This is a genomic window from Chitinophaga flava (genome assembly GCF_003308995.1).
In the GTDB taxonomy this organism is placed as follows: domain Bacteria; phylum Bacteroidota; class Bacteroidia; order Chitinophagales; family Chitinophagaceae; genus Chitinophaga; species Chitinophaga flava.
Map to the genome: position 1 here is coordinate 271,371 of NZ_QFFJ01000003.1, position 26,549 is coordinate 297,919.

Here is a 26,549-nt window from a genome sequence, read left to right on the forward strand (position 1 = left end):
GAGGTAGTTGAAGCTGATACGAGGTAAGCCCTCAGGACGATAGTTCGTGAGTATCCCATAGCCGATACCGTTAGCCGGTATTGCCCGTAAGGTTTCTTTGGCGGATACCAGTTGTACACCGTAGTCATTGCCTTCGCTGATGATCTGCACAGGATACATGGTTGTAAACCAACCACTGGTATGCGTAATATCGATGGATGCTGAAAGCGCTTCACGGCCGTGGCTTTCCAGCAATATATAATGATTATTTTCTCCTGTGATGCGCGACAATGCAACACCCAGGGCGCTTAATAGAATATCATTGATTTGTGTGTTATAAACATGATGACTTTCACGTAACAAGCGCCCGGTATAGGCGGTATCCAATAACAGGGACGCATAACTGACAGTTGGTGCAGACAGGCTCTCCAACAACGTATTGCCAGCTTTTATTCCCGGCAGCTGAGCCGACCAATATTGCTGCTCTGCTACCGATAATTCATAGCCGGAGATCAGCGTGGTCCATTGACGGTAGCTGCTGCCTTTGGGGCCTAACCATTCTATCAGCGAACGTGTATCCGTTACAGTTAATGTCAACAGATGATTGTAGACACGTTCCAAATCCGCTGCCAGCATACGCCAGCTCACCGTATCTATCAGCAGGTGATGTGCTGCCAGGAAGAGGCGTGCACGATTATCTGCATAACCTTCCAGGTAGCCCACCTGCAATAACCGGTCTCCGTGAATATTAAAGTCTGACTGCCAGGAGGTAAGTATAGTATGCAAGGCTTCCGGGTTCTCCAGTGTTCGGATATCCAGGCGGCGAATTTCCACGCTGGTTATCTCTTCGCTGTAATATTGTGTACCGTCGGGACGATAACGTAAACGCAGCCCGTCATGATAGTTCAGCAGGGTTATCAGCGTACGTTCCAGCAGTGTTATATCCAGCACGGGCACACTGATCAGGAAGGACTGGTTCCAGTGATGGTACTTCGGAAGCAGTCCACTGGAGACATTGGTAAAGAACCAGTGCTGTATCGGCAGCAGCGGCACTTCTCCGGACAGGATGCCCTGTTCTGTTTCCAGTTGTACCGCAGATGCAGTACCCACAGCAACCACATTTGTATATAGAGAAGCAATGGTACGATAACGGAAAATATCTTTTACGGTGACATGAATACCCGCCTGTTGACGCAAACGGCTTACCAGCTGGATACTCACGATGGAATCTCCGCCCAGCCGGAAGAAGTCATCATCCACACTTATCTTATCTTCGGCTATGCCCAGCACCTGGCCATAGATGGCGCACATAGCAGCCTCTGTATCATTCTCCGGAGCGCGGTAATGATCACTGTCCGTAAATACAGGCTCCGGCAAGGCACGACGATCCAGCTTTCCATTGATAGTCAACGGTAACTGCGCCAGATGCACCAGCGCTGCCGGCAGCATATAATCTGGCAGATAACCACCCAGGTATTCCAGGATGGCTTCCTGATTCAAAGTCTCATCGGACACATAGTAGCCCGCCAGGTATTTGTTGCCACCGGCCTGTTCCTTCACCAGTACCACGGCTTGTTTTACGCCGGGATAGCTGGCCAAACGGTGTTCTATCTCTCCCAACTCTATACGATAACCTCTGATCTTCACCTGGAAGTCGGCACGCCCAATGTATTCCAGATCGCCATTAGGGAGCTGTCTTACCAGGTCGCCGGTTTTGTATAACCGCGTAGTACCACCGGTAAACGGATCTGCAATAAAACGTGTAGCCGTTAGCGATGGCAGATTCAGATAACCACGGCATACGCCGGCGCCACCTACGTACAGCTCTCCTATCGCTCCCTGTGGAAGGGGCTCCAGATATTCATTCAGCACATAGGCCTGCAGATCAGGGATCACACGGCCTATCAGAGAGCCCTTGTCCAGTTCCGACGCACGCAGTGCTTTCCAGGTAACATGGACGGTTGTTTCCGTGATGCCATACATATTGATCAGCTGTGGCGCATCATCAGCATACAGATTGTACCAGGGTTTCAACTGTGCCAGGTTCAGCGCATCACCGCCGAAGATCACATATCGCAGCTGAGTCAGATGACCAGCCTTTTGTTGTGCTGCCGCGATGAACTGATAGAAAGCGCCGGGTGTCTGGTTCAGCACCGTCACTCCTTCCCGCTCGCACAGATCGTAGAACAAAGAGGGATCATGGGTCTGTTCCGTTGACGGGATTACCAGTTTACCACCATAACATAAAGCTCCCCAGATTTCCCATACACTGAAGTCGAATACTACGGAATGGAACAAGGTCCAGACATCGGTGGCATCAAAATGATACCAGTCCGCTGTAGCACGGAACAGGCGGGATACATTGCGATGTTCTATCATTGCGCCTTTGGGCTGACCGGTAGTACCGCTGGTATAAATCACGTAGGCCAGATGTTCCGGAGCAGTTACCACAGGAGGTAACACCAGCTGTTTGTCCGCAAAATTCCGGTGATCAATGGCCTCAACAGTTACTTCCGCAGATAAGGCTGAGAGCCGTTCCGCATGTTTTTCATTCGTTAAAACTACTTTCGTTCCTGTATCCGACAGGATATAGGCAATTCTTTCTTCAGGATAAGCAGGATTCATAGGCACATAGGCAGCTCCGGCCTTTAATACCGCCAGAATAGCCGCCAGCATGTGTTCTGAGCGGTCCAGGCAGATACCTACCAGATCATCCGGCTTCAGCTGATAACGGTGACGTATATATGCTGCTAACTCATCTGCACGGGTATTCAGTTCTCCATAAGACAGTTGTACCGCTTCATAAACAACAGCTGTACGCTCAGGGTGAGCAGCAGCCTGCTCTTCAAACAGCCGGTGAACGGGCTTGTCAACAGGGAACGTTTGCAACGGGTTATTCCATTGAGCCAACATCGTTGTACGTACCCTGGCCGGTTGATAGCGTAATGATTTTATCTGCAGGTCCTTTCCTGCAAACGCCAGTTGACTTAAAATTTCTTTATAGGTGGTGATATATCCTTCAATCGTAGCTGTATTAAAAAGGCTCACCGCATAGTTAAAGGCCCCCCAGATCTCTTCGTCGCTATCATCCAGTGCGGCGGTCAGATCATATTTAGCAATCTTGTAAGCACTATCGTCGCCATAAGGAGCAAACAGACCCGGCGAACCAAGACTTCCCCTGTCTATCTGCTGAATGCTGAAAGTAGTCTGAAACACCGGATGACGCGACATATCCGGCTCTATATGCAGCTCATCTACCAGCTTCTCAAATGGAAGATCCTGGTGCAGCTGTGCTGATATCACCGAAGCTCCCACCTGACGGATGAAATCTGTTACCCGTTGTTCAGGATCTATTTCTTCGCGCAGCGCCAGTGTATTCACAAAGAAACCGATCAGGTCTGCTATCTCCCCGTAATGACGGTTAGAAACAGGGCTGCCCACCACAATATTCCGTTGGTTACTGTAAGCACTCAGCAATAGATAATAACCACTTAGCAGCACACTGTACATGCTCACTTCCAGCTCACGGGAGATAGCCCGTAAACCCTCACTGATAGCCTTGTCTACAACAAAGGATATATTGGCTCCCTCATAGCTGATCTGCGCCGGACGTGGTTGATCTGTTGGCAGATGTAAGGTTTCGTAGCCGGACAACCTGTCTTTCCAGAATGACAGTTGCCTGTCCAGCACAGCACCTTTCAGGTAGTTCCGTTGCCACAGCGCAAAATCCTTATACTGCAAAGGCAATGGTGCAGGCAGATGTTTTTCCGCCTGTATCATATCGCCGGTGGCAAGGTATTCGTAGTGATGATAATAATTCAATAGGTCACGCAACAGAATCTCCGTGGACCATCCGTCAAATGCAATATGATGCAACACGATGCTCAGATAACTATCTTCCGCAGGAAGTGTATAGAGCGTTACGTTGACCGGCAGCTCTTCATCCAGCCTGAAGACGCGATTAAAATGTGCCTGCACTTCCGCATCCAGCGTAGTTTCAGAAGACAACTCCCGTTTGTTTATTTCCAGCAGGCGTGCGGTGTCGTCCAGTACCTCCTGATAACTCAATCCATCTTCCGTTGTTCTTATTCTGCTTCTGAGTACTTCATGACGACGTACAACAGCATGCAGCGCCTGTAACAGGTTTTCTGTGTTTACCTGTTGCTGCAACTTCAGCACCAGTGGTATGTTGTAGGCATTACTGCCCCCTTCATAATTTTCTATAAACCATAAACGCTCCTGCGCAAAAGATAACAACTGCTCTTCCGGAGCATTGATAGCAGGTACCGTAATGATTACATGATCACCGGTATCATCCTTCAGCACAGCCGACAGTTTGCGGATGGTACGGTAGTTAAACACCGCTGCCACGCCTATTTTCACGCCTTGCAAGGTGTTCAGCCTGTTTACCAGACGGATCGCCGTAATACTGTTACCTCCCAAACGGAAAAAGTCATCTGTCACACTGATACTACCCGTATCCAGTTTCAGCACCTCCCCAAATATGACACATAGTTGTTTCTCCATCGCATTGGCCGGCGCTTCATAACTACCCTCTCCTGTAAAGGCCGGATCAGGTAAAGCACGACGGTCCAGCTTTCCGTTGACGGTCACCGGAAATTCAGGCATATATATCAGTGCAGTAGGCACCATATAATCGGGCAGATATGCTTCCAGATAAGTTCTTACCGCATCCTGATCCGGCATTTCATCGGCTACATAATAACCAGCCAGGTATTTGCCTCCGCCGGGATGCTCCTTCACCAGCACTACAGCCTGTTTAATCGCCGGATAGGCGTTCAGGCGGCTTTCCACCTCACCGGGTTCTATTCGGAATCCACGGATTTTTACCTGAAAATCATTCCGGCCTATATACTCCAGATGCCCATCAGGATGATATCTTACCAGATCGCCGGTTTTGTATAAGCGGCCGTTGATATTTTTTTCCTTCTCTTCCTCCGACTGAAAAGGATTGGCGATAAACCGTTGCTGGGTCAATTCAGGCAGATTAAAATATCCGCGGGCTACGGCGGCACCTCCGATATACAATTCACCAATAGCTCCCAATGGCAAAGGTCTCAGGGCACTATCTACCACATAACAGCTGGTATTACCAATCGGGCGTCCGATAAGATGCGTATCTCCGCCGACGATCAGTTTGCCGGTAGCGATATTGGTTTCCGTAGGGCCGTAATAGTTATACAGCCTCAGCCGAGATGCCCAGTATTTGCCGGTTTCCTGATCACAGGGCTCACCGGCATAGGTAATCCCCCTCAGATGAGGATAGGCTATACGCGGCAATGTGGCCAGCATGACCGGTGGCAGATATATATAATTTATTTCATGATCCAGGAGGTACTGGCTGACAGACGCTACATCTGTCCTTACCTTTGTTCCCAGAACGTATAAGGTGTTGCCGAACAGCAGTGCGCTTAAAATTTCGGACACCGACATATCAAACACATAAGTAGCAAACAGTACAATCCTCGCCTGATGACTAAATTCATAAGCATCCCGGATACCGTAGATGATATTCAGCTCATTACGATGTTCTATCATCACACCCTTAGGATTGCCTGTAGTACCGCTGGTATAAAGCACAAAACACATATTGGCTGATGTGCTGGCATCGATATACGTTGGCAACTGCGCATTAACTACAATACTATCTACCTCCTCTACCGCAACCGGCAAACTATCGGTGATACGCTGCAGGTTTTCTTTATTCATACTGTCTGTCAGCACTACCTTAGCACCCGCATCGGAGATGATATAGGCCACCCTGTCATCAGGATATGCCAGGTCCACCGGCACATAAGCTGCGCCGGATTTCAGCACCCCCAGGATAGCAATGATCATATATTCTGTTCTCTCCAGATATAATCCTATCAGGTCATCGGGCTTTACAGCATATTGTGCATGCAGATAAGCCGCTACGCGGTTGGCCTTTTCATTCAGTTCACGATAACTCAGACGCTGGTTTTCATACACCAATGCTGTATGGTCCGGTGTTTTAAGTACCTGTTCTTCAAACAGCTGTTGAATGGTTTTGTCCAATGGGTAATCTTCTGCTGTTTTATTCCAGTCTGTGATCAGCAGCTGTTGTTGTTCGTGGGTAATGAAACTCAGTTGGGAGGTTTCAATATGCGGATCTGCCAACAGCTGGTCCAGCAGGATAAATATGCCTTCCAGCAGCTGATGCATTGTTTCACTGCTGAATAACTCGCCGGCATATTTCAGTCGCAACAACACTTCTCCAGGGCGTTCGACCAGGATCATTCCCAGCGGATAATCCAGCTGGTCTGTGCTTTCTTTAAAATACAGGGGTAGTTCGTCTCCTGAGCGGTCCAGTGGTACCGGATAGTTTTCGAATACAAACAGTGTATTGAACAATCGTCTTCCTTCCTGTTGTAACCGGGAGAGCTGGATAACAGTGTGGCTGTTGGCGTCATTGATATGTGCCTGTAATTGATTGATGGCAGCTACCACCGTACCAGTTTCATGTTCCATGATAACCGGCAGCGTATTGATGAACAGGCCCACAGACTGTTCTATATCATCCACAGGCAGGCTACGCCCGGCCATGGTCATACCTACTACAGTAGTATTACTGTTGCCATAAATACCCAGTAGCCGGTGCCAGCAATATTGCAATACAGCATTGAGGGTAAATCCATATCCGGAGCAAAATCTTTTCAGCAGCTGATAACGTTCACCCGTTACCGTTACATTCAGTTCCTGATGTAATCTGACATGTCTGTAATCAGCCAATACGATGTGCCGTTGCTCCGGACGCAGCAGGCTGCTCAGGTCTTCTTTGGCAGAAAGCTGTGCCACCCGGGTATTCCAGTAGGCATCATGTTGTTGCCTGTGCTGCTGCAGATAATGTTGCGCAGCGGTATAAGCATGGTCAGGTTCTATATGGTAAGGTAATCCTTTTTGCAGATACCGGTAAACATCATGTACAAAACTCAGCAGCAGCGACATACTCCAGCCGTCCAGTATAGCATGGTGGTTACTGAAAATGAATGTATACCGGTCAGTCTGTTTTTTTATCAGGTATATTCTGTAGAGATTTCCGGCAGACAGCTCAAATGGTACAGCCTTGTCTTCTGCCAGCAGATGCTGCAGATAAACATCCTGTTCGTTTTCTGGCAGATGGCTGATATCTTCATATCTCCATGGAAAAATTCCTTTCTTGTCAATCACCTGTATCAGCTCTTCCTCCCAATGGAACCGAAGCCTTAATGCATTAAATTTCTCCGGTGCATATTGCCAGGCCTGTTGCAACAGCGTTTCCTGCAAAGGACAGCGGTATTCCCATACCAGCTGTACGGCATAGGCGTCATTGGCTGCACCCTGGTTCAGTGCATGCGATATAAAGCCCTCCTGCAGACTACCTGCCAGGTATACGTTTGTTATTTCACGGTCTGCCTGTAGCTTGTCAAGATATTGTGCTGATATAATATGATCGATATCACTCACCGTCAGATAACTGCGGGTAGATGATTTCAGATAATGTACGATTGTTTCCAATGCTGCCCTGTAATTATCCGCCAGCACGGATAAAGCCGCAGCAGAGATACTTCCGGAGATATCAAAATGAAGACATCCATCGACGATCCTGCCCAGGAAATCGATCAAGGTATGCGGATGATTGGCGACAGATACAAACTGCCCGCTGTTTTCTCCGGAGATGTACCAACCCTGAGCATTTTCAGGCCGTTGCCTGTCGAATTGACCGAGGTAGTTAAAACTGATCAGCGGCAATGCTGTAGCGGTATAGCCCTGTAATGCGCCATAGCCCAGTCCTCCGGCAGGAATGCTACGCAGCATTTCCTTAACGGTTACCAGTTTCGTGGCGATATCGGCAGCCGGGGTGATTATTTCAACCGGGTACATGGTCGTAAACCATCCCGTAGTATGGGTTACATCCACCGACGGTGAAATAAATTCACGTCCGTGGCCTTCCAGTAAAACATGATGATGATCAAGTCCTGTCAGTGATGACAGTGCTGTTCCCAATGCGCTCAATAATATATCATTCACCTGGGTTTGATAAACATGTCCTACTTCACGCAGCAGCCATTCAGTAAGCTGATGGTCCAGCGAGAACGTAGTCCGGGCGGTCGTTTCCACCCTCATCTCAGACAACCGAGCGTTGCCGGCAGGGATACCCGCGCTGACAGCCAACCACCATGCACGTTCATCTTCAGCCGTTTTTCCTTCTGCCGGCGTGTAGTCAGCAACAGCGTTTACCCATTGACGATAGCTGCTTCCCTTGGAGCCCAGTATTACATTTGCTGGCACTGTCGCCAGAAAATCTCTTTCAGCCTGATTTTGCTGCGCTTCTGATAAATAATTATATATCTTTTCTATATCCTCACTGATAATGCGCCAGCTAACTGTATCCAACAGCAGGTGATGCGCCGCAAAATATATTCTGGCACTGCCGTCAGCAAAACCTTCCAGATAGCCCACCTGCAGCAACGGGCCTCCAGAGATATTGAAACCGGCCTGCCATTCTGTAAGGACCTCATTAACCGATGAAGTTGTATCAATAGCAGATATATCCAGATATTTGATGCTGATAGCAGTTACTTCTTCTCCGTAGTATTGTCCATACCCCCCGGCAGCCGCCTTTTCCGTTGGATAATAAAAGCGTAGCCCGTCATGGTAATTGACCAACTTCAGGATACTCATCCCAAGGAGTTCTTTATTCAGCGGAGGTACATGAATCAGGAAAGACTGGTTCCAGTGATGAAAGGCGGGGAAAGTACCGCGGGTCACCTGATCGAAGAACCAGGCCTGTACCGGCAGCAGACCGGCTTTGCCGGTGAGTATTCCCTGTTCAGTGGCAACAGCCGGAGTGGCGGCCACAGACTTTGAGATTTTGTTGATGTATAGTTGCCGGATAGTTCTGTTCCGGAAAATATCTTTCACATTCACGTGAACGCCTGCACGCTGTCTTAACTTGCTTACCAGCAGTATGCTCACAATACTGTCTCCTCCCAGCCTGAAAAAGTCATCCTGCACACCTACCTGTCCAGGATTCAGGCCCAGCACTTCGGCATAAATTTCACATAAAACCCGCTCCGTCTCATTCTCCGCTGTCTGAGCAGCTGCACTATCCGGCAGCTGTGGCTCAGGGAGCGCACGGTAATTTAATTTTCCGTTCACCGTCAGCGGCAAGGATGTCAGGTGTATCAATGCAGCCGGCACCATATAATCAGGCAGGTGTTCCGCCAGATAGTCCAATAACAACTGCTGATCTATTGCATTGTCTGATACATAATAGGCTGCGAGATAATTGCCACTCCCGGCTGTTCTGTTCTTTACCACTACGGCGGCCTGCCTTATTTCAGGGAAAGCACCTAAACGGTTTTCTATCTCTCCGGGCTCAATTCTATGCCCACGGATTTTCACCTGGAAATCATTGCGGCCGATGTACTCCAGGTTCCCGTCTGGTAGGTATCTTACGAGGTCGCCGGTTTTATAGATACGGCCATTGATATTTTTTTCTTTCTCTGAAACGGTCTGGAAGGGATTGGCTAGAAAGCGCTCCTGCGTTAGTGCAGGCTGATTCAGGTATCCTCGTGTTACACCAGCCCCTCCGATATACAGCTCACCGGTTGCCCCTACCGGAACCGGTACCAGATGGCGGTCCAGCACATACAGCGTAGTATTGGCAACAGGACGTCCTATTATTCTGCTGTTATCATCCGTGCAACGATGAAATGTAGCACATACCGTTGCTTCCGTAGGGCCGTATTCATTGATGAGCACTGCCTGTAAAGGATTTTTCAGGTCAGGCAATTTTTCTCCGCCCGTAAATATCAACTGAAAGCCTGTATTCAGGGTGGTAAATGCAGGTAATAATACCGGTGGGATAAACGAAACGGTTATATTATGTTGATGCGCATATGCCACCAGTTCATCCGGTGCGTTTCTGATTTCATCACTATACAGGTAAAGGCTGTTACCATTGCACAATACCGGAAAAGCTTCATATACAAAGGCATCAAACACATAATTTGAATAACAGCCTATATGCTGATGTTTATCCAACTGATGGATTTCAGTCATTTCTGTGATCAGGTTGATCACACTCTTATGCTCTACCATTACGCCTTTGGGCTGACCGGTAGTACCGCTGGTGTAAATAACATAGGCCAGGTCATCTGCCTGGCTGATGGCTACAGGAGTAACGTTACTGTATGTATTTTCTAATATCGATTGAAACCTGGCACTGTCAATACTTTCAATCGCTATGTTTACGCCTGTTACATCTTGATTGAGTGCAGCGGCATAAGCTTCATTCGTCAACACTACCCTGGCTGCGGTATCAGAGAGTATCCATGTGATACGTCCGGAAGGGAATCCCGGATCTATCGGCACATAGGCAGCCCCGGATTTCAATACTGCGAGGACAGCAATGACCAGATGTTCTGATCTGCTGAGGCAAAGGGCTACCAGCTCATCTGGTCTGATGGCGTAGGTAGCCTGCAGATAGACTGCCAGGCGGTTGGCACGTTCATTCAGTTCGCGGTAGGTCAGCCGGCTGTTTCCATATACCAGCGCCGTTGCATCAGGGGTGAGCGCCACCTGTTCTTCAAACAGCTGATGAATGGTTTTTTCGGACGCATATGGTTTCGTTGTTGCGTTCCAGTTATATAAAACGTTGGAATAATCACTGCTGCTAAGCAGGCTGTAATCTTTCAGCGGAAAGTCTTCTACGGTAACCGTTTTATGTAGCAGTTCCAGAAACGAAAGCTTAACACCTTCCGCAACAAACGGACTGACAATGTTCTTTCTATATACCAGCCTGAATTTGAAGATATCCTTATTTCTCCGGTCATACATCAACAAAATCCAGTAAATGGATTCACTGTTTAGCTGAAAATCAATTTCTCCAATGTGTAGCCCATCCACCGGGATGGGTTTAGTGTTGACATAAGTTTCTGCAAATCCTATATTGAAATAATCCGTCCCGTCTTCTTCCCTTATCTTCCGCTGATCATGGACAATTTCAGCAAAAGTATAGTGCCGGTGTTGCTTTACTTCCTTTCTTTCCGAAACAAGGGCTTTGATCAATGCTGTTACGGTATCATACCTGTCTGTTTCAATCTTCAGGGGCAGGTTATTAACAAAAGATCCTGTAATATCCGGAAAGCCGGGGGGCCGCATATTCACGGCATAACTCATAAAAATATCAGGCTGACTGCAATAGCGCGCCACCACAATACCATATACCGCTGCCAGTACAGTAAATATGGACATTCTATGCCGGTCCGCATATCGGTGTAAAGCGGTGAGGGTATCCCCTGTCAGATCGAAGAACAGGATCTCTCCTGCTGTATCATCCGGCGCCGCATGTTTCATTGTCGGAAAATCGGCTACCAGTGGACGTTCACCAATGTAATCGTACCAGAACTGCCTGGCTGCTGTAGTGTTTTCTGGTGTCAGTAGTTTTTTTTCCCTTTCAATACAGGCTACACGGGAAGGTAAAACAACTGGTTCATCCGGCAAGTTCATTAGCTGCGCATGCCAGATGCGCCTTACCCTGTCGAGAAGGTTATCAAACCCTACACCATCTGCTATAATATGATTCAGGCAAAAAATGACATAACTTTTTCCGTTGCGGCTGGTATTGTCTATCACATGTATACGCAGCAAGGGGCCTTTGATCAGATCGAAAGGCCGGTTGATAATATCCAGCAGCAACTCCCGGATATCCTTTGTATCATCCGGGATATCTTCCACAATAAAATCTTCTGTAGGAAAATTGTTATAATAACAGGTAGTCCCATCCTCACTGAACGTTGCGTGAAGTATATCATCCTCTTTTATCAGTTTACTGCAGGAAGTGATGAATACATCTTTATCAAACATCCCGTCAATCTCGTAGATTTTCGAAACATTATATATACTGCTTTCCGGCGCCAATGCCCATTCTACAAAAAAAGATCTCTGGTACTGAGATATTGGCAAATGCTTCTTTTCCATCAGATAGTAGTTTTAGATCAATACAAACAGGTTGTCCTTTATTCCGGAAGACCGGGATTCATATCAGGCAACAAAAGATCAGGGCTTCCACCTGTCAGGTCGGATTAACTGAATGTATTTCTTCAGGTGAAAAGGGTTTTCTTAATTTAAAGGTTCGGGTTTTACTCAAATGGGTTATTCAAAATATATTCGCAAAGGTTATTATGCATGGTATATATCTGCCATAAAACAGCAATCACTGGCAGCTTTAACAGCATGACAGTTACAAAAAGGGTTTCCTCGATTTTTGCAGTCCGGCGACTATCGTATATCCGATGTCCTTACGGACAGCATTCAACAGACACAACCGGAATAAGTGAACTACAATTGATCAAAAACAGGGAAGACACAATCGACATATATAAAAAACGGCTATTCCTGCAAAGAACATCTCCGCAACAACAAAACCGATACATGTATAATAGCCTCATAGGAAAATTTTATTATTAACATAACACTGTACACACACTACCGACGCGCACACCAGTAGCCCATCGCGAACATATCGTCTACAGAATTTAAAACTAATCTTTTCAACTGCAAAATATTTTCAGCAATGAAATAACATACAAAATTCGGAATACTAACATCTGTAAAAACACCCACAAACATACTGATACACAAGTATTACATACAGCACCTACCATTTGTCTGACGACAGGAGAAATGAATTATACAAATTTTTTTATATTTTAGCGGCAATCGACAATGTTTGTAAAATCAGATTGCCATGTCAGAGAAAAAGCCTTTAGTTTACCTGAATACTGCCGCCTGCGGCCTGATCCCTGAGTCCATTATGCAGGCAGGGTTCAGTTGGTACAGTAGTTTCACCTCCAACGGATCAACATCGAGCGAACGGTGGCGCAATGAGCTGCAAGCGTCCATCAAGGCTGATGCCGCTGCTTTATTGAACACCGATCCCAAAAACGTTGCGCTCATTCCCAATTTTTCATTTGCGATGAATGCAGTCGTCCAGTCGCTGAAAGGCAATGAAAAAGTGCTTTTATACCGCAAAGATTATCCTTCATTATACATTCCTTTTGTGATCAATAATTTTGATATTACCTGGATAGATGATGAAGATGGATTTTTTATTGATCAGGATAAGATCAGCACTATTATCAAAGAGAAAAAAATAAATATCGTTGCAATCAGCCATGTACAGTACCAGAGCGGATTCAAGGCTAATCTGGCGCAATTGGGGAATATTTGCCGCGATAACAATGCAGTGTTCATCGTAGATGCTACGCAGAGCCTCGGCGCCATGGAAACAAATATGTCTGCACTACCTGTGGATGTACTCATCGCCAGCAACTATAAATGGATGAACGCAGGATACGGAAACGGCCTGCTGTATATGAACGAATCCTTTTTACAAACCCATCCCCCTAAAATTAGTGGCAACAACAGCCAGACGTTCCTGTTCACCGACGATGGATATATTAATGACGTGTCAATTAATAACTACGAGCCTGGCAGTCTGGATATGTTTGGTTTTATGATCATGCAGGCATCACTGGCAGAAAAAAACAAAACCGGCATACCACAGATAGCGCAACATAACTTCGGGCTAGCGCAAAAACTGTTATCCGGACTGGCATCGTTGCCTGTCCGTGTCATCGGCGGACAGACGCTGGAAAACAGAAGCTCCATTATCGTTGTGGAAGAACCCGGCGGATTACATACATGGCTCTCGCAAAACAATATCATCACCACTTTACGAAATGGATTGATCCGTATCAGTGCTCATTATTATAATACAGAGGACGATATAACCGCCATACTACATTGTATCAGTGATTGGAGCAAACAATGAGCAGTTTCCAGTCAAAAAAATTTTATACTGCTGTGCGAATACAATAACAGCATGTAATTTGCGCGGAAATCAGCGGAAACATGTGATATATGTTATCTTATATTACATCTGTACTTTCTATTGCATAACTCATTTTATCTATCTCCAGATATCAAAAAATAGCCCATGAAAGAATAATTACACCACTTATGCGTGGACTAACGCAGATAATCCATTATGATAAGATAATGGACGTTTGCTTATGATGACACAAAACAACAGACCCGCTATTTAGCGGGTTTTGTTGTTTTTATATGTTTATTGCAATTATGACTGCAGTCCAAAGTAGTAGCTTTCAGTCATCATCAACAACATTCGTATCTTGAATAATTCCACGATTGCCACGATCTGTCACCCTGAAAAACCTTTAACCCAAAATCCAAATACATGAAAAAACAATTTCTTATGATTACCCTGGCCGGATGGGCCATTGTAAGCTCTTGCGCCAAACGGGACAATAGCAGCAGCCCAGTTAAACCGGAGAACGGCCAGACTACCCGTATTGAATTCGCTGTCACAGACGGTACTACCGGCTTCGCCATCCCGAATGCCACTATCAATGTTAAAGCACCTGACGGAAAAGAAAGCCAGCTGACAGCCGGGAAGAACGGAGCAGCTTCATTTCTGGCCGTCAACGGAAAATTTACCTTCACCGTAAACGGACAAGGTTATAATCAACTGGAGACCTACTTCTCAACAGGAGAAGACTCCGTTATCTATGCGCATGTTAACATGGACCCCGCAAACCAGGCCGCAGCCATAACAGGCAGGGATGCAGGTACTACCAACATGATCACCATCAGCGGATACCTAAGCGATGCTGATGAACATGCACCACTGGCAGATGTGGAACTGGACCTCGGCGCATATAAGGCCAGGACAGATGGTAAAGGTTATTTCTCCACCAGCTTCCCGGTTGATCCGGGTAAAAGCACCCCTGATGTTAAACCGGAAAACATCACCCTCAGTGCTGCTAAAGCTGGCTATGCAACACATGTACTGAAAAACTTTTATCTCGTACCGGGATCTTACACCTTTAAAATACAGCTCCGCAGCACCAGCTCTTCTTCACCATCCTCCAATATGAGAGCAGCGAATGAAGACGTGGAATACCTGCGCCAAGGGCTGTTTGACAGAACAGCCAGCGAAGCCCAGCAAAGAGAAGCAACTGCCGTAGCCGCCGAAAACAATACCAATGCATTAGGCAAAGCTGCCGCTGCTTTGGCTTTGCCCGCCAGTATCCGTGTAGGGCTTAGCTGCTCCTGCCTTACCTGCAGCTCTGTACAGGTAATGAGCCTCGAATCCTATACAGAATCCGGCCTCGACAACGAATGGATTTCCAGCTGGAAAGCTGCCTCACTGCAAGCTGGCGCTGTAGCATATCGTTCTTATGGCGCATGGCATGCACTGCACCCTATAAGAAGCAACTACGATATCTCCAGCACTCCATGCTCACAAGCCTGGGGCAGCGAGACAGCCAGTTCCACCATCAATGCAGCCAGAGCAACAGCCGGCATCTCTTTGTATCAAAACGGAGCAATCTTCAGATCAGAATATTCTGCAGAAAACAATAATGCAGGTTGTGGCGACGGATACAGCGGCACAGGCAGCTCCTGGCCTTGTATTTCAGATGCACGATGCGCAGGCCGCGCTACCAACGGTCATGGAAGAGGTATGTGCCAATGGGGTTCCAGCTTCTGGGCAAGCGATAAAGACTTCCGCTGGATACTGGATCACTATTACAGCCCAGGTGGCGTGGTAGCACAGTAATCAGGGATTATCACATATAAAAGAAAAAGGACGTCTCATTTATTTTGAGACGTCCTTTTTCTTTTAGTATTTCGACGGATGCTAAACCTCAATCAATACCTCGTTTTTACTTTTGAGGCGTCTTCTCTTTTATGAACTTGACAAGTTTGTTAATTATGTTAGGAATCCGAATAATTTTACTAATTTAACCACTCAATTTAACCATATAAACCATGTAACCATTTATTTTCTCACCCTCAAATAGTATTTCTATGGAACCCAAAACTTCCGCCCAATCCACTAACGGAGCACAACCCGCAGATGCAAAAGTTGCAGTACAGCTTTGTTCATTGACGCTCGACCCAACACTTGTTAATGACATTGGTACACTCATGCCTGGCTGGAAGGTAGTCTGGAACGGCAAGCCGACTCTTGATGACAACTACGCATATATTGCGTTTAATGCTTCCGAAAAAAAATATGCGCTGGTCATCCGTGGCTCAGTTTTCAACGGTTTTAATAGCTGGGAAACCTTTGCAAACTGGATCCTGGAAGACCTGAATGCGATTGTAATGGTAGGTTGGCCTTATGCCAATACTAAAAAGCCCCTTATTGCCGCAGGAGCTTATATTGCTTTCACGAATATGCTCCTCATGGAAGATTCACTGGGCTCTGGTAAGTCTATTGGCGAGTATCTGTTAGCCAATGCGACCGGCACCGGCAAACAGCTGATCATTACAGGACATAGCCTTGGCGGCAATATCGCAAACGTATATACCTCGTATTATGTACAGAAACTGAAGGAGAATAATCTTTCCACCTCCAATGTTTCTCTTTTCACCTTTGCGGCCCCCGCTTCCGGAAATCTTGATTTTGCACTGGACCTGGATAACAAGCTGCCTTCAGCATGGCATTACGAGAATCAAAATGATATGGTCCCGAAATTTCCTGTTTTTACCGGGCTTCTGTATACCAGCAATACGTTTTCCCCAAAAACTCCGGATGCCAATAAGATTACGGTTACCTTTAATCCCAAAACGATTACCCTCAACGGCCCGAATCTTACACTGCATGATGCTTATGTGGCGATTGCAGGCATATTCGCAAAGAATGGTTACGTGCAGCCAATAAAGAATAATTATATCATCTTTCCGACAGACCTGAATCCTAATCTTACAGAGAATAGCATCGTAGATTGGCTTGGTCAGGTAGGCCCTCAGCATGGGCTTAACTACTACGCCGGCTTCCTCGGTGCACCACTGCCGGTAAAAGTTAGCCAGCCAGCATCAGCGCAGGCGGTTATTTGAACAGATCATCAGAAAGTATCAACATAAAAAGAGAGACTGTCTCCTATGTTTGTAAAAGCTGGGAGACAGCCTCAACCTATCAACTTCTTCTTAGAACCTTTGTTCTAACCGTACTGAAAAATTCCGGAGTAAGGCCCAGGTATGATGCAATTTGTTTTTGAGGAATCCGTTTGTCAAACTCCGGATATTTCTCTCTGAAATCGAGATAGCGTTCTTCAGCTGTCAGCCGCAGCAATTGTAATAGCCTTAATTGATGTCCCGCTATTGAATGTTGATATAATATGCGGAAAAAGTGTTCAAGCTTAGGAACCTTGTCCAGAAACTGCTCCAGGCTGGTTTGAGCTATCTGTACCACTTCAGTATCTTCAATCGCAACAATATTACACAGAGAAGGGACCCGATAAGTCCGGCTGTGTATATCTGATATCCACCAATTCTCTATGGCAAAATAGAAATTTGTTTCCGTCCCTGCTTTGTCCAAACTAAAGGTCCTTAAACAACCTTTGTTGACATAATTCTCGTAGATACATATCTCTCCTTCACGAAGCAGATATTCTTTCTGTTTCAGCCGCCTCACCGTTAACAACGAACAAAATTCATCTGTTTCTTCTTTGGTAAGAAGTACATATCTACTGATGTTGTTAAGGATTTGATCGAATTCCATTTTATTTCAAAACTTAATATATACCTAATGCCAGCTTATCATTCTTAAGAAATCTTATTTTCCAAGCCATTGCAGTGGTCTAATTTTACTAAAGAAAATCTGAGGTTTATAAGTTACATAAGCATTTCTTAAAAATAACTATAAAATAAAAAAATGGCAAACATCATTAATAATAAGCTCACCGCCGACAATTCGCTGGTGATGCTGATCGACCACCAACCGGGGCTGATAATGAATGTAAAAAGCATGGAGCCCCTGGCATTAAAGAATAATCTCCTGGCTTTTGCCAATGCAATCAAAACACTGAATATACCAACCATTCTAACTTTTCAGGGATTAGGTGGCTTTGGTCCTATTTCGCCTGACCTTGTCAGGATATTTCCGGAAAGTAAACCCGTAAACCGAACTATCATCAATTCCTGGGAAGATCCTGCTATCAGGAAACAGATTGAAGCATCCGGCAAAAAGAATATTATACTTGCAGGCGTTAGCGTAGAAGTTTGTCTGGCCTTCCCTGCACTATCCATCCAGGAAGCAGGATATCAGGTTTATGCAGTAATGGATATTTCCGGCACATGGAGTAAGGATATCCAGGACTGGGCGCTTACCCGAATGGTTCAAAAAGGTATTATCCCCGTCAACTTCACAGCAGTACTAATGGAAATACTTGGAGATAATGCACGACCTGAAGCATCAGCTATTTATGGAGCCCTGAGCACCAGTTGGGGACTTCCGACTTTTATCGCAGAATATTCCCAACAATAAAGGCTTATTACAATACCATAAAAAGATAAAAGGCTTGTAAGATTAACTTACAAGCCTTTTTTAATATTGAACAAATGATGGAAATTATTTCACGTTCACTTTTGCTGCCTCTTCAATCACGGCTGCTACAGCCTGTGGCTGGGACATATAGATCACATGGCTCCCTTTGACGTCTGTAGTTTTTGTATTGGAACGTTTGTACATGGCGCGCTGGATCTCCGGAGCAATGCTCTTATCTTCTGTAGCGATGCATGCAAATGCCGGCTTATCCCTCCAGGCGGCATGGGTGATCGGTGTGGTGAATCCCTTCGCATAAAAAGCCCCCTGTGACGCATACATAAAATCGGCGAGCTCCTTTGGAATATCTGCACAGAATCCTGCATGGTATTTGGCTTTGTCGTAGTAAACAATTCCTCTCGAATCCGGAGGCAGCACACCGTTTTCGGGCGCTGGCGGTGCCTTTTGCAGCCATTGTAAAGCAGACTCTCCATTGTCGGGCTGGAAGGCCGCTACATAAACAAGTGAGGCGACTTTAGGATGATTCCCTGCTTCCGTAATAACAGCTCCTCCCCATGAATGTCCTACCAGTATAACCGGTCCATCCTGATTATCCAATACCACCCTCGTAGCAGCCACATCATCTTCCAGGGAGGTCAGCGGGTTTTGTACCACTGAAACATGAAACCCTTTCCTGGTAAGGTTTTCATAAAGCGCTCTCCAGCCAGAACCATCTGCAAATGCTCCATGTACCAGTACTACGTTTTTGATTTGCTGTGCCTGTATACTAACAGCTCCCAGGAAGCTCACACACAGTATCAGGATAAACACAAGACAATTTCTTTTCGCTTTTTTGAGTAAATTTTTCATTGCATTGGGGTTTTGATGATTTAATCAGTCCACTTCTTCGGCTGAATCCGCATCCAGGCGCAAACAGGGCCGGTTGGTGGCAAACAAACTATCCTATAGAACAGGAATGCTTTCAAAAAGTTTTCGGTAGACCTGGTAAGTAATTACCTCATCCGGAGCGGTGTAGTACGGTATATCTAGTCAAGCTTTCAGGGCGTGGCAAACAGGTTTATTTTTTATATTGTACCTGTTTGTATAAAAAAATACCTATGCCAAAGAAACTCGCTTTTTTAGTGCTCCCCGCTTTGACCCTTACCTTTCTGCAGACTGAAGCTCAAACACCAACCTTACAGGAGGTAACCAAACAAGGAAATGTATCACAAAGGGACGGAGAAAACATCATCTTTAAAAACGTTACGCTAAATGGAGAAAACTACCTGAGATGGTATAACTCCGACGGCTCAGCACAGGCCTATATTGGCTATGGCAGTGCCTACAATAGAAATTTCTATATTGACAATGGCAACCTGGGAGGAATTTACCTGCAAGGACGTACACTGATCAATAACGCGGCAGATGATGGCGTTTCTATGTTACAAATTAAAGGCCCCGTATACTCCAATGGTAATTTTCATACCGTGAAAACCAGCGGATACTGGGCCTCCGGTTCCAATAATTATGCGATCGGATGGTACACTCCCAATAACGATTTTCGCATCAGAACAGCAACACTTGACAGGTTCACTATTGATAACAACGGACAAACCGGGATCGGTACCATCACTCCTGCCAGTCAGTTACATCTGGCATCAGATCAGCACCATGCACTGACGATCAGCAGGGCTAACGGTACCTATGGGTTCAGGATCTACAGAAATGCAAGCACCGGTACCATATCTTTCCAGATCGGTATCAGTGCCACACCAGTCTGGGAAACCAAGATGCAAATCGGAGAAGGAGAAGGCCCTAACACCAGTCTCCTGCTCAACCCCACTGGTGGAAAGGTAGGAATAGGCACCACAACACCTCAGGCCACGCTTGCAGTGAATGGTGATCTTTTCGCAAAGAAAGTTAAAGTGACATTGGATGGCTGGCCGGATTATGTATTTGATCCCTCCTATAGTCTTCCTTCATTAGGACAACTGGAAAACTTCATCAAAGAACATAAACATCTTCCGGAAATACCTTCTGCAAAAGAAGTAAGTGAACAAGGGCTTGATCTGGGTCAAAACCAGGCCAACCTCCTGCGAAAGATAGAAGAATTAACCCTGTACATGATTGATCAGCATAAGAAAATGGAAGCGCAGCAACAACTTATATTGAATCAGCAGGAATTATTACAGGAGCAAAGCAAACAACTGAAAGCACTGGAGAATAAACTCTCCGGCGTAAAGTGATCAGGAACCACTACAAAATAAAAAAGGGCCTGCCGGTATAAATGCTGGCAGGCCCTTTTTCTATATAAAGCTGGCTTACTTTGGGTATGAAGCATCGATATCATTAATGAGCCAGTTGTTATTTACTTTTACCAGTTTGTAAATCAACTTATACCTATTTTTAAAACTCAGGGGGACAGTGGCTGTGTTGCCGGATATCACCGGTTTTGATTTTTGCAGGGCCTCCATTATTTCCTTCGTTTCCGGCGGGTCCTGGCTAAGCGTATATTCATCAGCATCTCTGCCGCTGGCATATCCTTCCTTTTTAATATCTTTTTCCATCTGCTGATAATACTTTTCTTTTTCTGCTAAATAAGCAGGAGAAAACAACCCTGTATTTTTGAGGTTATTCAAATACTCTTTGATATAAGGTTTGTTCAGCTTCAGGATGTCCAGACCGTCTACTTCTTTGAAGCATTGATTCTCTTTATTTACTGGACTTTTGGGATTATCCAATAAAGTAAACAGTTTTTTTACTGTTGAAGCAGGATCGTTTTGCTGGGCAGATAATGGGTGAAAAGCAAACAACATTAAAAAGAGGGTGGCAGAAAAAACAGCTATTTTCATTTTCCGATGATGGGTTGAGTTTTTATTTACTTAGGAACTAAATGTTAGTCTCCGGCGCGAAAATAACTAAAACATCCAACTGGAAAAATTAAGTTTCCCAATCATGGGTTTTGTTCCAGCAAAGGATTATTCACCACCGCCATGTCCGGTATCTGGAGTACGTAGTTGTTGCTTTTCCCTGGCAGCTGGTAGGCAAGCGGCTTCTTTTTTTCATCCGTATAATAAAAATGAGTAATGGCCGGCATACCCTGACGGCGCAGATCAAACCAGCGCTGTTCCTCAAAACACAGTTCCCGTCTGCGTTCTTCCAGGCACAACTGTAACAGCTGTTGGGGATTATTGTAATATCCTGCAACAGCCACTGGAACAAAAGCCTTGCTTGAAAACCGGTACTGGCGAAGACGATTAAGATCTGTTACCGCTTTTTGCAACAATCCCGCATCTCCCCTTTGCATATATTTTCTGACACAAGCTTCTGCCCTGTTAAGATAGGCCTCCGGTAAACGGAAAGATTTACCCAGCCGTGCTTTATAATTTACTTTTGAAAATTCGCCAGAGGTTTTCCAGGCATTTAAATAAACATCTGCACGGAAATCCCCTGGCTCGTAAGATGCATTCAGCGCATCAGAGGCACAGTAGCGGGGAGTAGTACTGAATTTGCTCAAACCGAGATAACTGTATTCATTTACACAACCATAAAGAAAAAGTATTTCCTTATTGAATGGATTGATGTAACATTCCTGCGATTTGTCTGCTGTATCCCTGAAAGACATGGAAGCCCAGAACCGCATATTTTCCAGCTGAAACCTTTCCGCCAGTAGTTTATCATCATATACAATCACGTTATCCCAGTTTTCCATATACAGAAATATACGGCTGGCAAGCAGCCAGGCAGCTTCTTTGTTCATACTGAAAACATTCTGATGCTCATCCGTTTTTTCCAACAGCAAACATCCTTTTGTAATATCACTTACAACCTGATTGTACACCTCCAATACCGTATTGCGGCGCAGGCAGGCATCCGTTACCTTACCTGATAATATCAGCGGTACCCCCAATGCTCTGTCAGGTGTATGAAGCAAGTCATTAAACGGCCATCCATAAAGGTTTACCAGCATAAAATAATAATAAGCCCTTAGTGCCAGGGCCTCCCCTTCCAGCTGGTCTTTCTCCAGCTGCCTCCCTTTCACCAGTTGTATATTATCCAGTACTACATTGCATCCTTTGATTCTTTGATAATATTTGCCATAAGTATCCGGATCATTATCCCCATTCAGCCGCATCTCCCGGTACATTTTTTTACTCCACGTAAACGCAGGCCTTCCCTGCCGCCAGCAGGAGGAACCTTCATCAGGCCCCATACATTTGATGTCATCATCCAGCAGACTCATATACGGATGAAACGAGCGGTTGGCATCCGGATATCCCTCGTACCGCAGTATCTTCCGGAGATCCGCCACTGTAGACGGTTTGAACTCATCCGGCGAAGGCTGTTCCAGGAATTTGGTGCAGCTGCCCAAAAAAAGCACCACCACAAACAGGATGCACCTGGCACACCTGCCACTTGTTCTGATATGTTGCTTTACCATTTTTTTCATGTTGCAGAAATATAGCAGTGTTCACCTATCTTATAGCTGCAGATTTATACTCAGCACATAACTCCTGTAGCGGGGCAGTGCAGCTGTATTCTCTGTAGCAGACATACTTTGTATCTCCGGGTCCTGTCCTTTCAGTCTTCTATCTCTTATCACAAAAGCATTATTAACGCTCACCGAAACATTGGCGCCGGTGACTCCTTTCATCCATCTGATATTTTTGTTATCCACCTGATATCCTATTGTGATGTAGTTACAACGCAGATGGTCACCCTTCACGGATATCAGGTCGCTATAATTATACAGATCATAGCGGTATAAAGTATTACCTTCTTTACTCAGGGAAAGGTCTCCAAAATACCTGCCAATAGAATATTCAGCAGGATCATACCTGAAAGAGTAAATAGAAGGGACGTTGGTAAATTTTTCATCCCCGCATTGCTGCCATCGCGCAATCAATTCTTTACTTACATTTTTATCGGGGGCAGGTGGCCGGTAATAACCTCCTGAACCTGCCTGCATCAACGGATTCAGACGCACAGTATATCCCAGCTGTACACTAAAACCGGTGGACAAGGAAAAGCGGCTCCATCGTACTGTTGAATGAAATCCTCCTGAAAAAACCGGTTCGCTGCTACCACTGTATACCAGATAATCAGCAGGGCTACCATGCAGTAAACGATCGGTATCTTTTTCTATGTCAAGGTATCTGAATAGTGGCTGGCCATCTCTGGGAGAAAGGCCCGCATAAGGGAAAGACCACAGGCTGCCCAAAGGTTTCCCATTAACGACGGCCTTGCCTTTTACTAGTGAAGCCAGCTTTGCATTGGCGCGTGTATCCATCACCAGGTTATTGTTTTTCCCCACTATCACCTGCACCTCCCAACTCAATTTTTTCCTGTTAACAGCGATCCATTGCAACGCCAGCTCCCATCCCTTATTCAATATTTCCCCACCATTTATAAACGAATCGGAAACCCCGTATTCTTCCGGTACGCGCTGTTTCATGATCACATCAGAAGTTACCTTGTAATAATAGTCGCCTGTTATCCGGAGGCGGTTGCGGAAGAGCGCCACATCTATACCGGTATTGATACTTCTTGTTTTTTCCCAGCGGAGATCGGTATAGGGTAAATTCCGGATGCCCAGATAATGCTGACCGGTATATGGATCAAAAGACGGGTTCACATTGGTGGCCAGCAAATAAGGAGATATCGATTCTACCGTATTACCCTGATACCCGAAAGAAGCCCGCAGCGCCAGGTTGTCGAGCCACTGTGTTTTTTCCAGCCATTTCTCTTGTTTCATATTCCAGCGGATACCTGCAGACCATATAGGATTAAACCGGTGAGGAGAGCCGGCTGCAAAACGATTGGAAGCATCCGTGCGTGTATTTACACTGACAATATATTTTTGCAGATAAGCATAGGAAATGCTGCCATAAAAAGATAAAAAATTAAAGACGGAGTTGACAGCAACGGGCCCGTCATCTGTTTCGCAGCCTGGCTGGGCTGTACTTTGGGATTGTCCTTCGTATACATTCCGGCGTACTTCCATACCAGCCATAGCGCTGATAGTATGTTGCTGCCGTTTACCGGATGCCTGGTAAAAATGCAACGTGTTACGCCAGGTCAGACTTTTTTTACTAATGACATCAGTATGAAGAATATTAATATCCGCGCCAAACCTATCCTCGTAATTTGCTTTACGTAAAAGAGCAGCAGCAAATGATCGTTCATCTGCCCAACGCCTGTTGCTGGTGGCATCATGCTCAAAAGCATATACAGACTCCCAGCGGAATTTTTGTGCAAACCTGACATTCAGGTTAACAGCCACATTGATAGAATTGCAGGTATTGGTATTCCCGGAATGGGCCAGTTCATCCAGAAAATTAAAGCGTAGTAACGGTTTGCCATATACGAAATCCGCCGGAGCATAGGCCTCGCCCATACTGGCGTAATAATGTTCATCTGCCTTAATCACCCGGTTTGTATTCAAGGCATATTCAAATGGGTTGAGGCCATCAAAAAAGCCCTTTGTACGGTAGGAGGAACTGCTGAAATAAATCCCTGCATCGGCGAATTTCAGCAGTTTGATATCCGCTTTGAAGCGTGTACTGGTCCGGTCCATTTCATTCCCGATGGCATTGCCATTTTCGTTGGTACGTCCCAGTGAGCCAAAGTAGCTGATACGGTTGTTCCCCCCACTTATGTTTGCATAGGAATTAATGGAAAGTGCATTTCTGAATAGTACGTTGAACCAATTTGTATTATTCCGTTCCAGTTGTGCTACTTCCGACTGGAAGGTCTCCGGGCTGATTTCATTTTTGAGCAAGCGGAAGAGGGCCCCTTCGTAACCTACAGATGGCAACACGTCATCCGGGTAGATGATGCCTTTGTCAAAAATTTCTCTGGAGAGAGATATTCTTTCTGAGGCATCCATCCGGTTCATGTTTTTATAACCGGGTTTATCCGTTACCGTTATATCGGTCCGGATATTCAATTGCGGAGGACCTCTTTTTCCTTTTTTGGTAGTAACCACCATCACACCGTTGGCGGCCCTTGAGCCGTAAATAGCCGTGGCCGACGCATCTTTTAGCACAACGATCTCCGCTATATCATCCGGATTGAGCCCGGTGATACAGTTGCCCAATATGCTGAGACCAGCTTCTATGGCAGCCCTGTCTGTGGCTTTCATGAGCTCTGTCTGATTCTCCGTTTTATATGGATAAGGAGATTCGCTCACAATACCATCTATTACCCATAAAGGCTCCTGGTTACCCAACACGGTAGAAGTGCCGCGGATACGTATTTTAGGGGCTGTACCTACCCCGCCGGATGACATCGTTACGTTTGCCCCGGGGATACTCCCCTGCAGGAGCTGATCTATCCTGTTAATGCCCGGTATACGCAGTTCTTCGTTTTTTGTTTTAAAAACAGCACCCGTCATCTCCCACCCTTTTACCCGTTGATAACCGGTGACAATCACTTCATTTACCACCTGCGCATATGTCTTTAATTGCACCAGGAGGACAGTATCTCCCTTTATCTGTACTTTCCTGCCTTCAAAGCCCAGGCAGGAAAACAACAATGTTATGCCGGACAGTGTCTCCAGCTTATACCTTCCGTATTCATCTGTCAGGGCGCCTTTACCGGTGCTGGTATCCACTACGCTGACATAACTCACCGGCTGTCCCTGTTCGTCAGTTACAATGCCCGATACCTGTACAGGTATAACTCCGACGCCTATACTACGTTTATGGTCAGTTACCGGTCTGATAATAATAATGTTCTTATCTACCAGGTATTCCCAGTTGTATTTCGGTAATACCTTATCCAGTACCGTTATTAACGGCACCTGTTTTAAATGGAGACTGACAGGGCCAGGCAACTTATCCTGACCGCTGCTATAAAAAAACTGAAAGGCCACCTGCTTCCTCAGCATTTGTATCAGCTCATCAAAGGAGATATTTTCCACGTCTACGGTTACCAGTGGGAAGTCCTTTGCCGGCGTATCCTGCGAGCATGCAGCATGAACCTGGCATAAGCACAGGTACAAAACAAACCCTATCCGCAGCAATAACCTGCCCGGCAACTGGACATGCAGTATTTTTCTACCAGTGGCATAGATTACTGCGGTACCAAATTTTTCCTTATATAGAGGGTCAACGGCCAAAATTTTCTTTCCTTTATTTAACATTAAAGGCTGGTTGTTACCTGTAAATGTTATACGAGTAAACGC

General features: G+C 45.8%; 11 protein-coding genes (1 of these 11 only partly in view). 5 read left to right on the top strand and 6 right to left on the bottom strand.

Annotation, left to right across the window (positions count from 1 at the left end):
* Positions 1-11,985, bottom strand: partial view of a non-ribosomal peptide synthase/polyketide synthase gene (locus tag DF182_RS31825; protein WP_113619943.1) — the start only. It extends 43,911 nt beyond the left edge of the window; 11,985 of the gene's 55,896 nt are visible here — the first part of the coding sequence; the start codon lies at positions 11,983-11,985; the stop codon falls past the left edge of the window.
* 769 nt (positions 11,986-12,754) lie between these two features.
* Between DF182_RS31825 and DF182_RS31830 the strand changes: the two genes are divergently transcribed.
* From DF182_RS31830 to DF182_RS31840, 3 genes are all read left to right on the top strand, one after another.
* Positions 12,755-13,840, top strand: coding sequence for an aminotransferase class V-fold PLP-dependent enzyme (locus tag DF182_RS31830; protein WP_113619944.1), 1,086 nt, complete (start codon positions 12,755-12,757; stop codon positions 13,838-13,840).
* A 426-nt stretch (positions 13,841-14,266) separates the two neighbouring features.
* The gene (locus DF182_RS31835) at positions 14,267-15,649 is read left to right on the top strand and encodes a SpoIID/LytB domain-containing protein (RefSeq protein ID WP_113619945.1); all 1,383 of its coding nucleotides are present in this window, start codon (positions 14,267-14,269) and stop codon (positions 15,647-15,649) included.
* A gap of 251 nt (positions 15,650-15,900) precedes the next feature.
* Positions 15,901-16,935, top strand: coding sequence for a lipase family protein (locus DF182_RS31840; protein WP_113619946.1), 1,035 nt, complete (start codon positions 15,901-15,903; stop codon positions 16,933-16,935).
* A gap of 79 nt (positions 16,936-17,014) precedes the next feature.
* Here DF182_RS31840 and DF182_RS31845 read toward each other — a convergent pair whose 3' ends face one another.
* Positions 17,015-17,599 carry a Crp/Fnr family transcriptional regulator gene (locus DF182_RS31845; RefSeq protein ID WP_113619947.1) on the bottom strand — a complete coding sequence of 195 codons (585 nt, stop codon included), beginning with the start codon at positions 17,597-17,599 and terminating at the stop codon, positions 17,015-17,017.
* 153 nt (positions 17,600-17,752) lie between these two features.
* Between DF182_RS31845 and DF182_RS31850 the strand changes: the two genes are divergently transcribed.
* Entirely contained in the window at positions 17,753-18,364 is a 612-nt protein-coding gene (locus DF182_RS31850) for an isochorismatase family protein (protein ID WP_113619948.1), read from the top strand.
* 84 nt (positions 18,365-18,448) lie between these two features.
* Here DF182_RS31850 and DF182_RS31855 read toward each other — a convergent pair whose 3' ends face one another.
* Positions 18,449-19,231: an alpha/beta hydrolase gene (locus DF182_RS31855; protein ID WP_113619949.1), complete on the bottom strand. Its 783-nt coding sequence runs from the start codon at positions 19,229-19,231 to the stop codon at positions 18,449-18,451.
* Between the two features lie 248 nt (positions 19,232-19,479).
* Between DF182_RS31855 and DF182_RS31860 the strand changes: the two genes are divergently transcribed.
* The gene (locus tag DF182_RS31860; RefSeq protein ID WP_113619950.1) at positions 19,480-20,607 is read left to right on the top strand and encodes a hypothetical protein; all 1,128 of its coding nucleotides are present in this window, start codon (positions 19,480-19,482) and stop codon (positions 20,605-20,607) included.
* Between the two features lie 75 nt (positions 20,608-20,682).
* On the opposite strand, the gene DF182_RS31865 is transcribed toward DF182_RS31860, so the two are convergent.
* The 3 genes from DF182_RS31865 to DF182_RS31875 form a co-directional block, all read right to left on the bottom strand.
* Positions 20,683-21,213, bottom strand: a complete 531-nt coding sequence (locus DF182_RS31865; RefSeq protein ID WP_113619951.1) for a hypothetical protein — start codon at positions 21,211-21,213, stop codon at positions 20,683-20,685.
* Positions 21,214-21,314: 101 nt separating this feature from the next.
* Complete coding sequence (locus tag DF182_RS31870; RefSeq protein ID WP_113619952.1) at positions 21,315-22,811, bottom strand: RagB/SusD family nutrient uptake outer membrane protein; 1,497 nt, start codon at positions 22,809-22,811, stop codon at positions 21,315-21,317.
* Positions 22,812-22,841: 30 nt separating this feature from the next.
* Positions 22,842-26,483: a SusC/RagA family TonB-linked outer membrane protein gene (locus tag DF182_RS31875; protein ID WP_161964345.1), complete on the bottom strand. Its 3,642-nt coding sequence runs from the start codon at positions 26,481-26,483 to the stop codon at positions 22,842-22,844.
* Positions 26,484-26,549 lie beyond the last annotated feature (66 nt).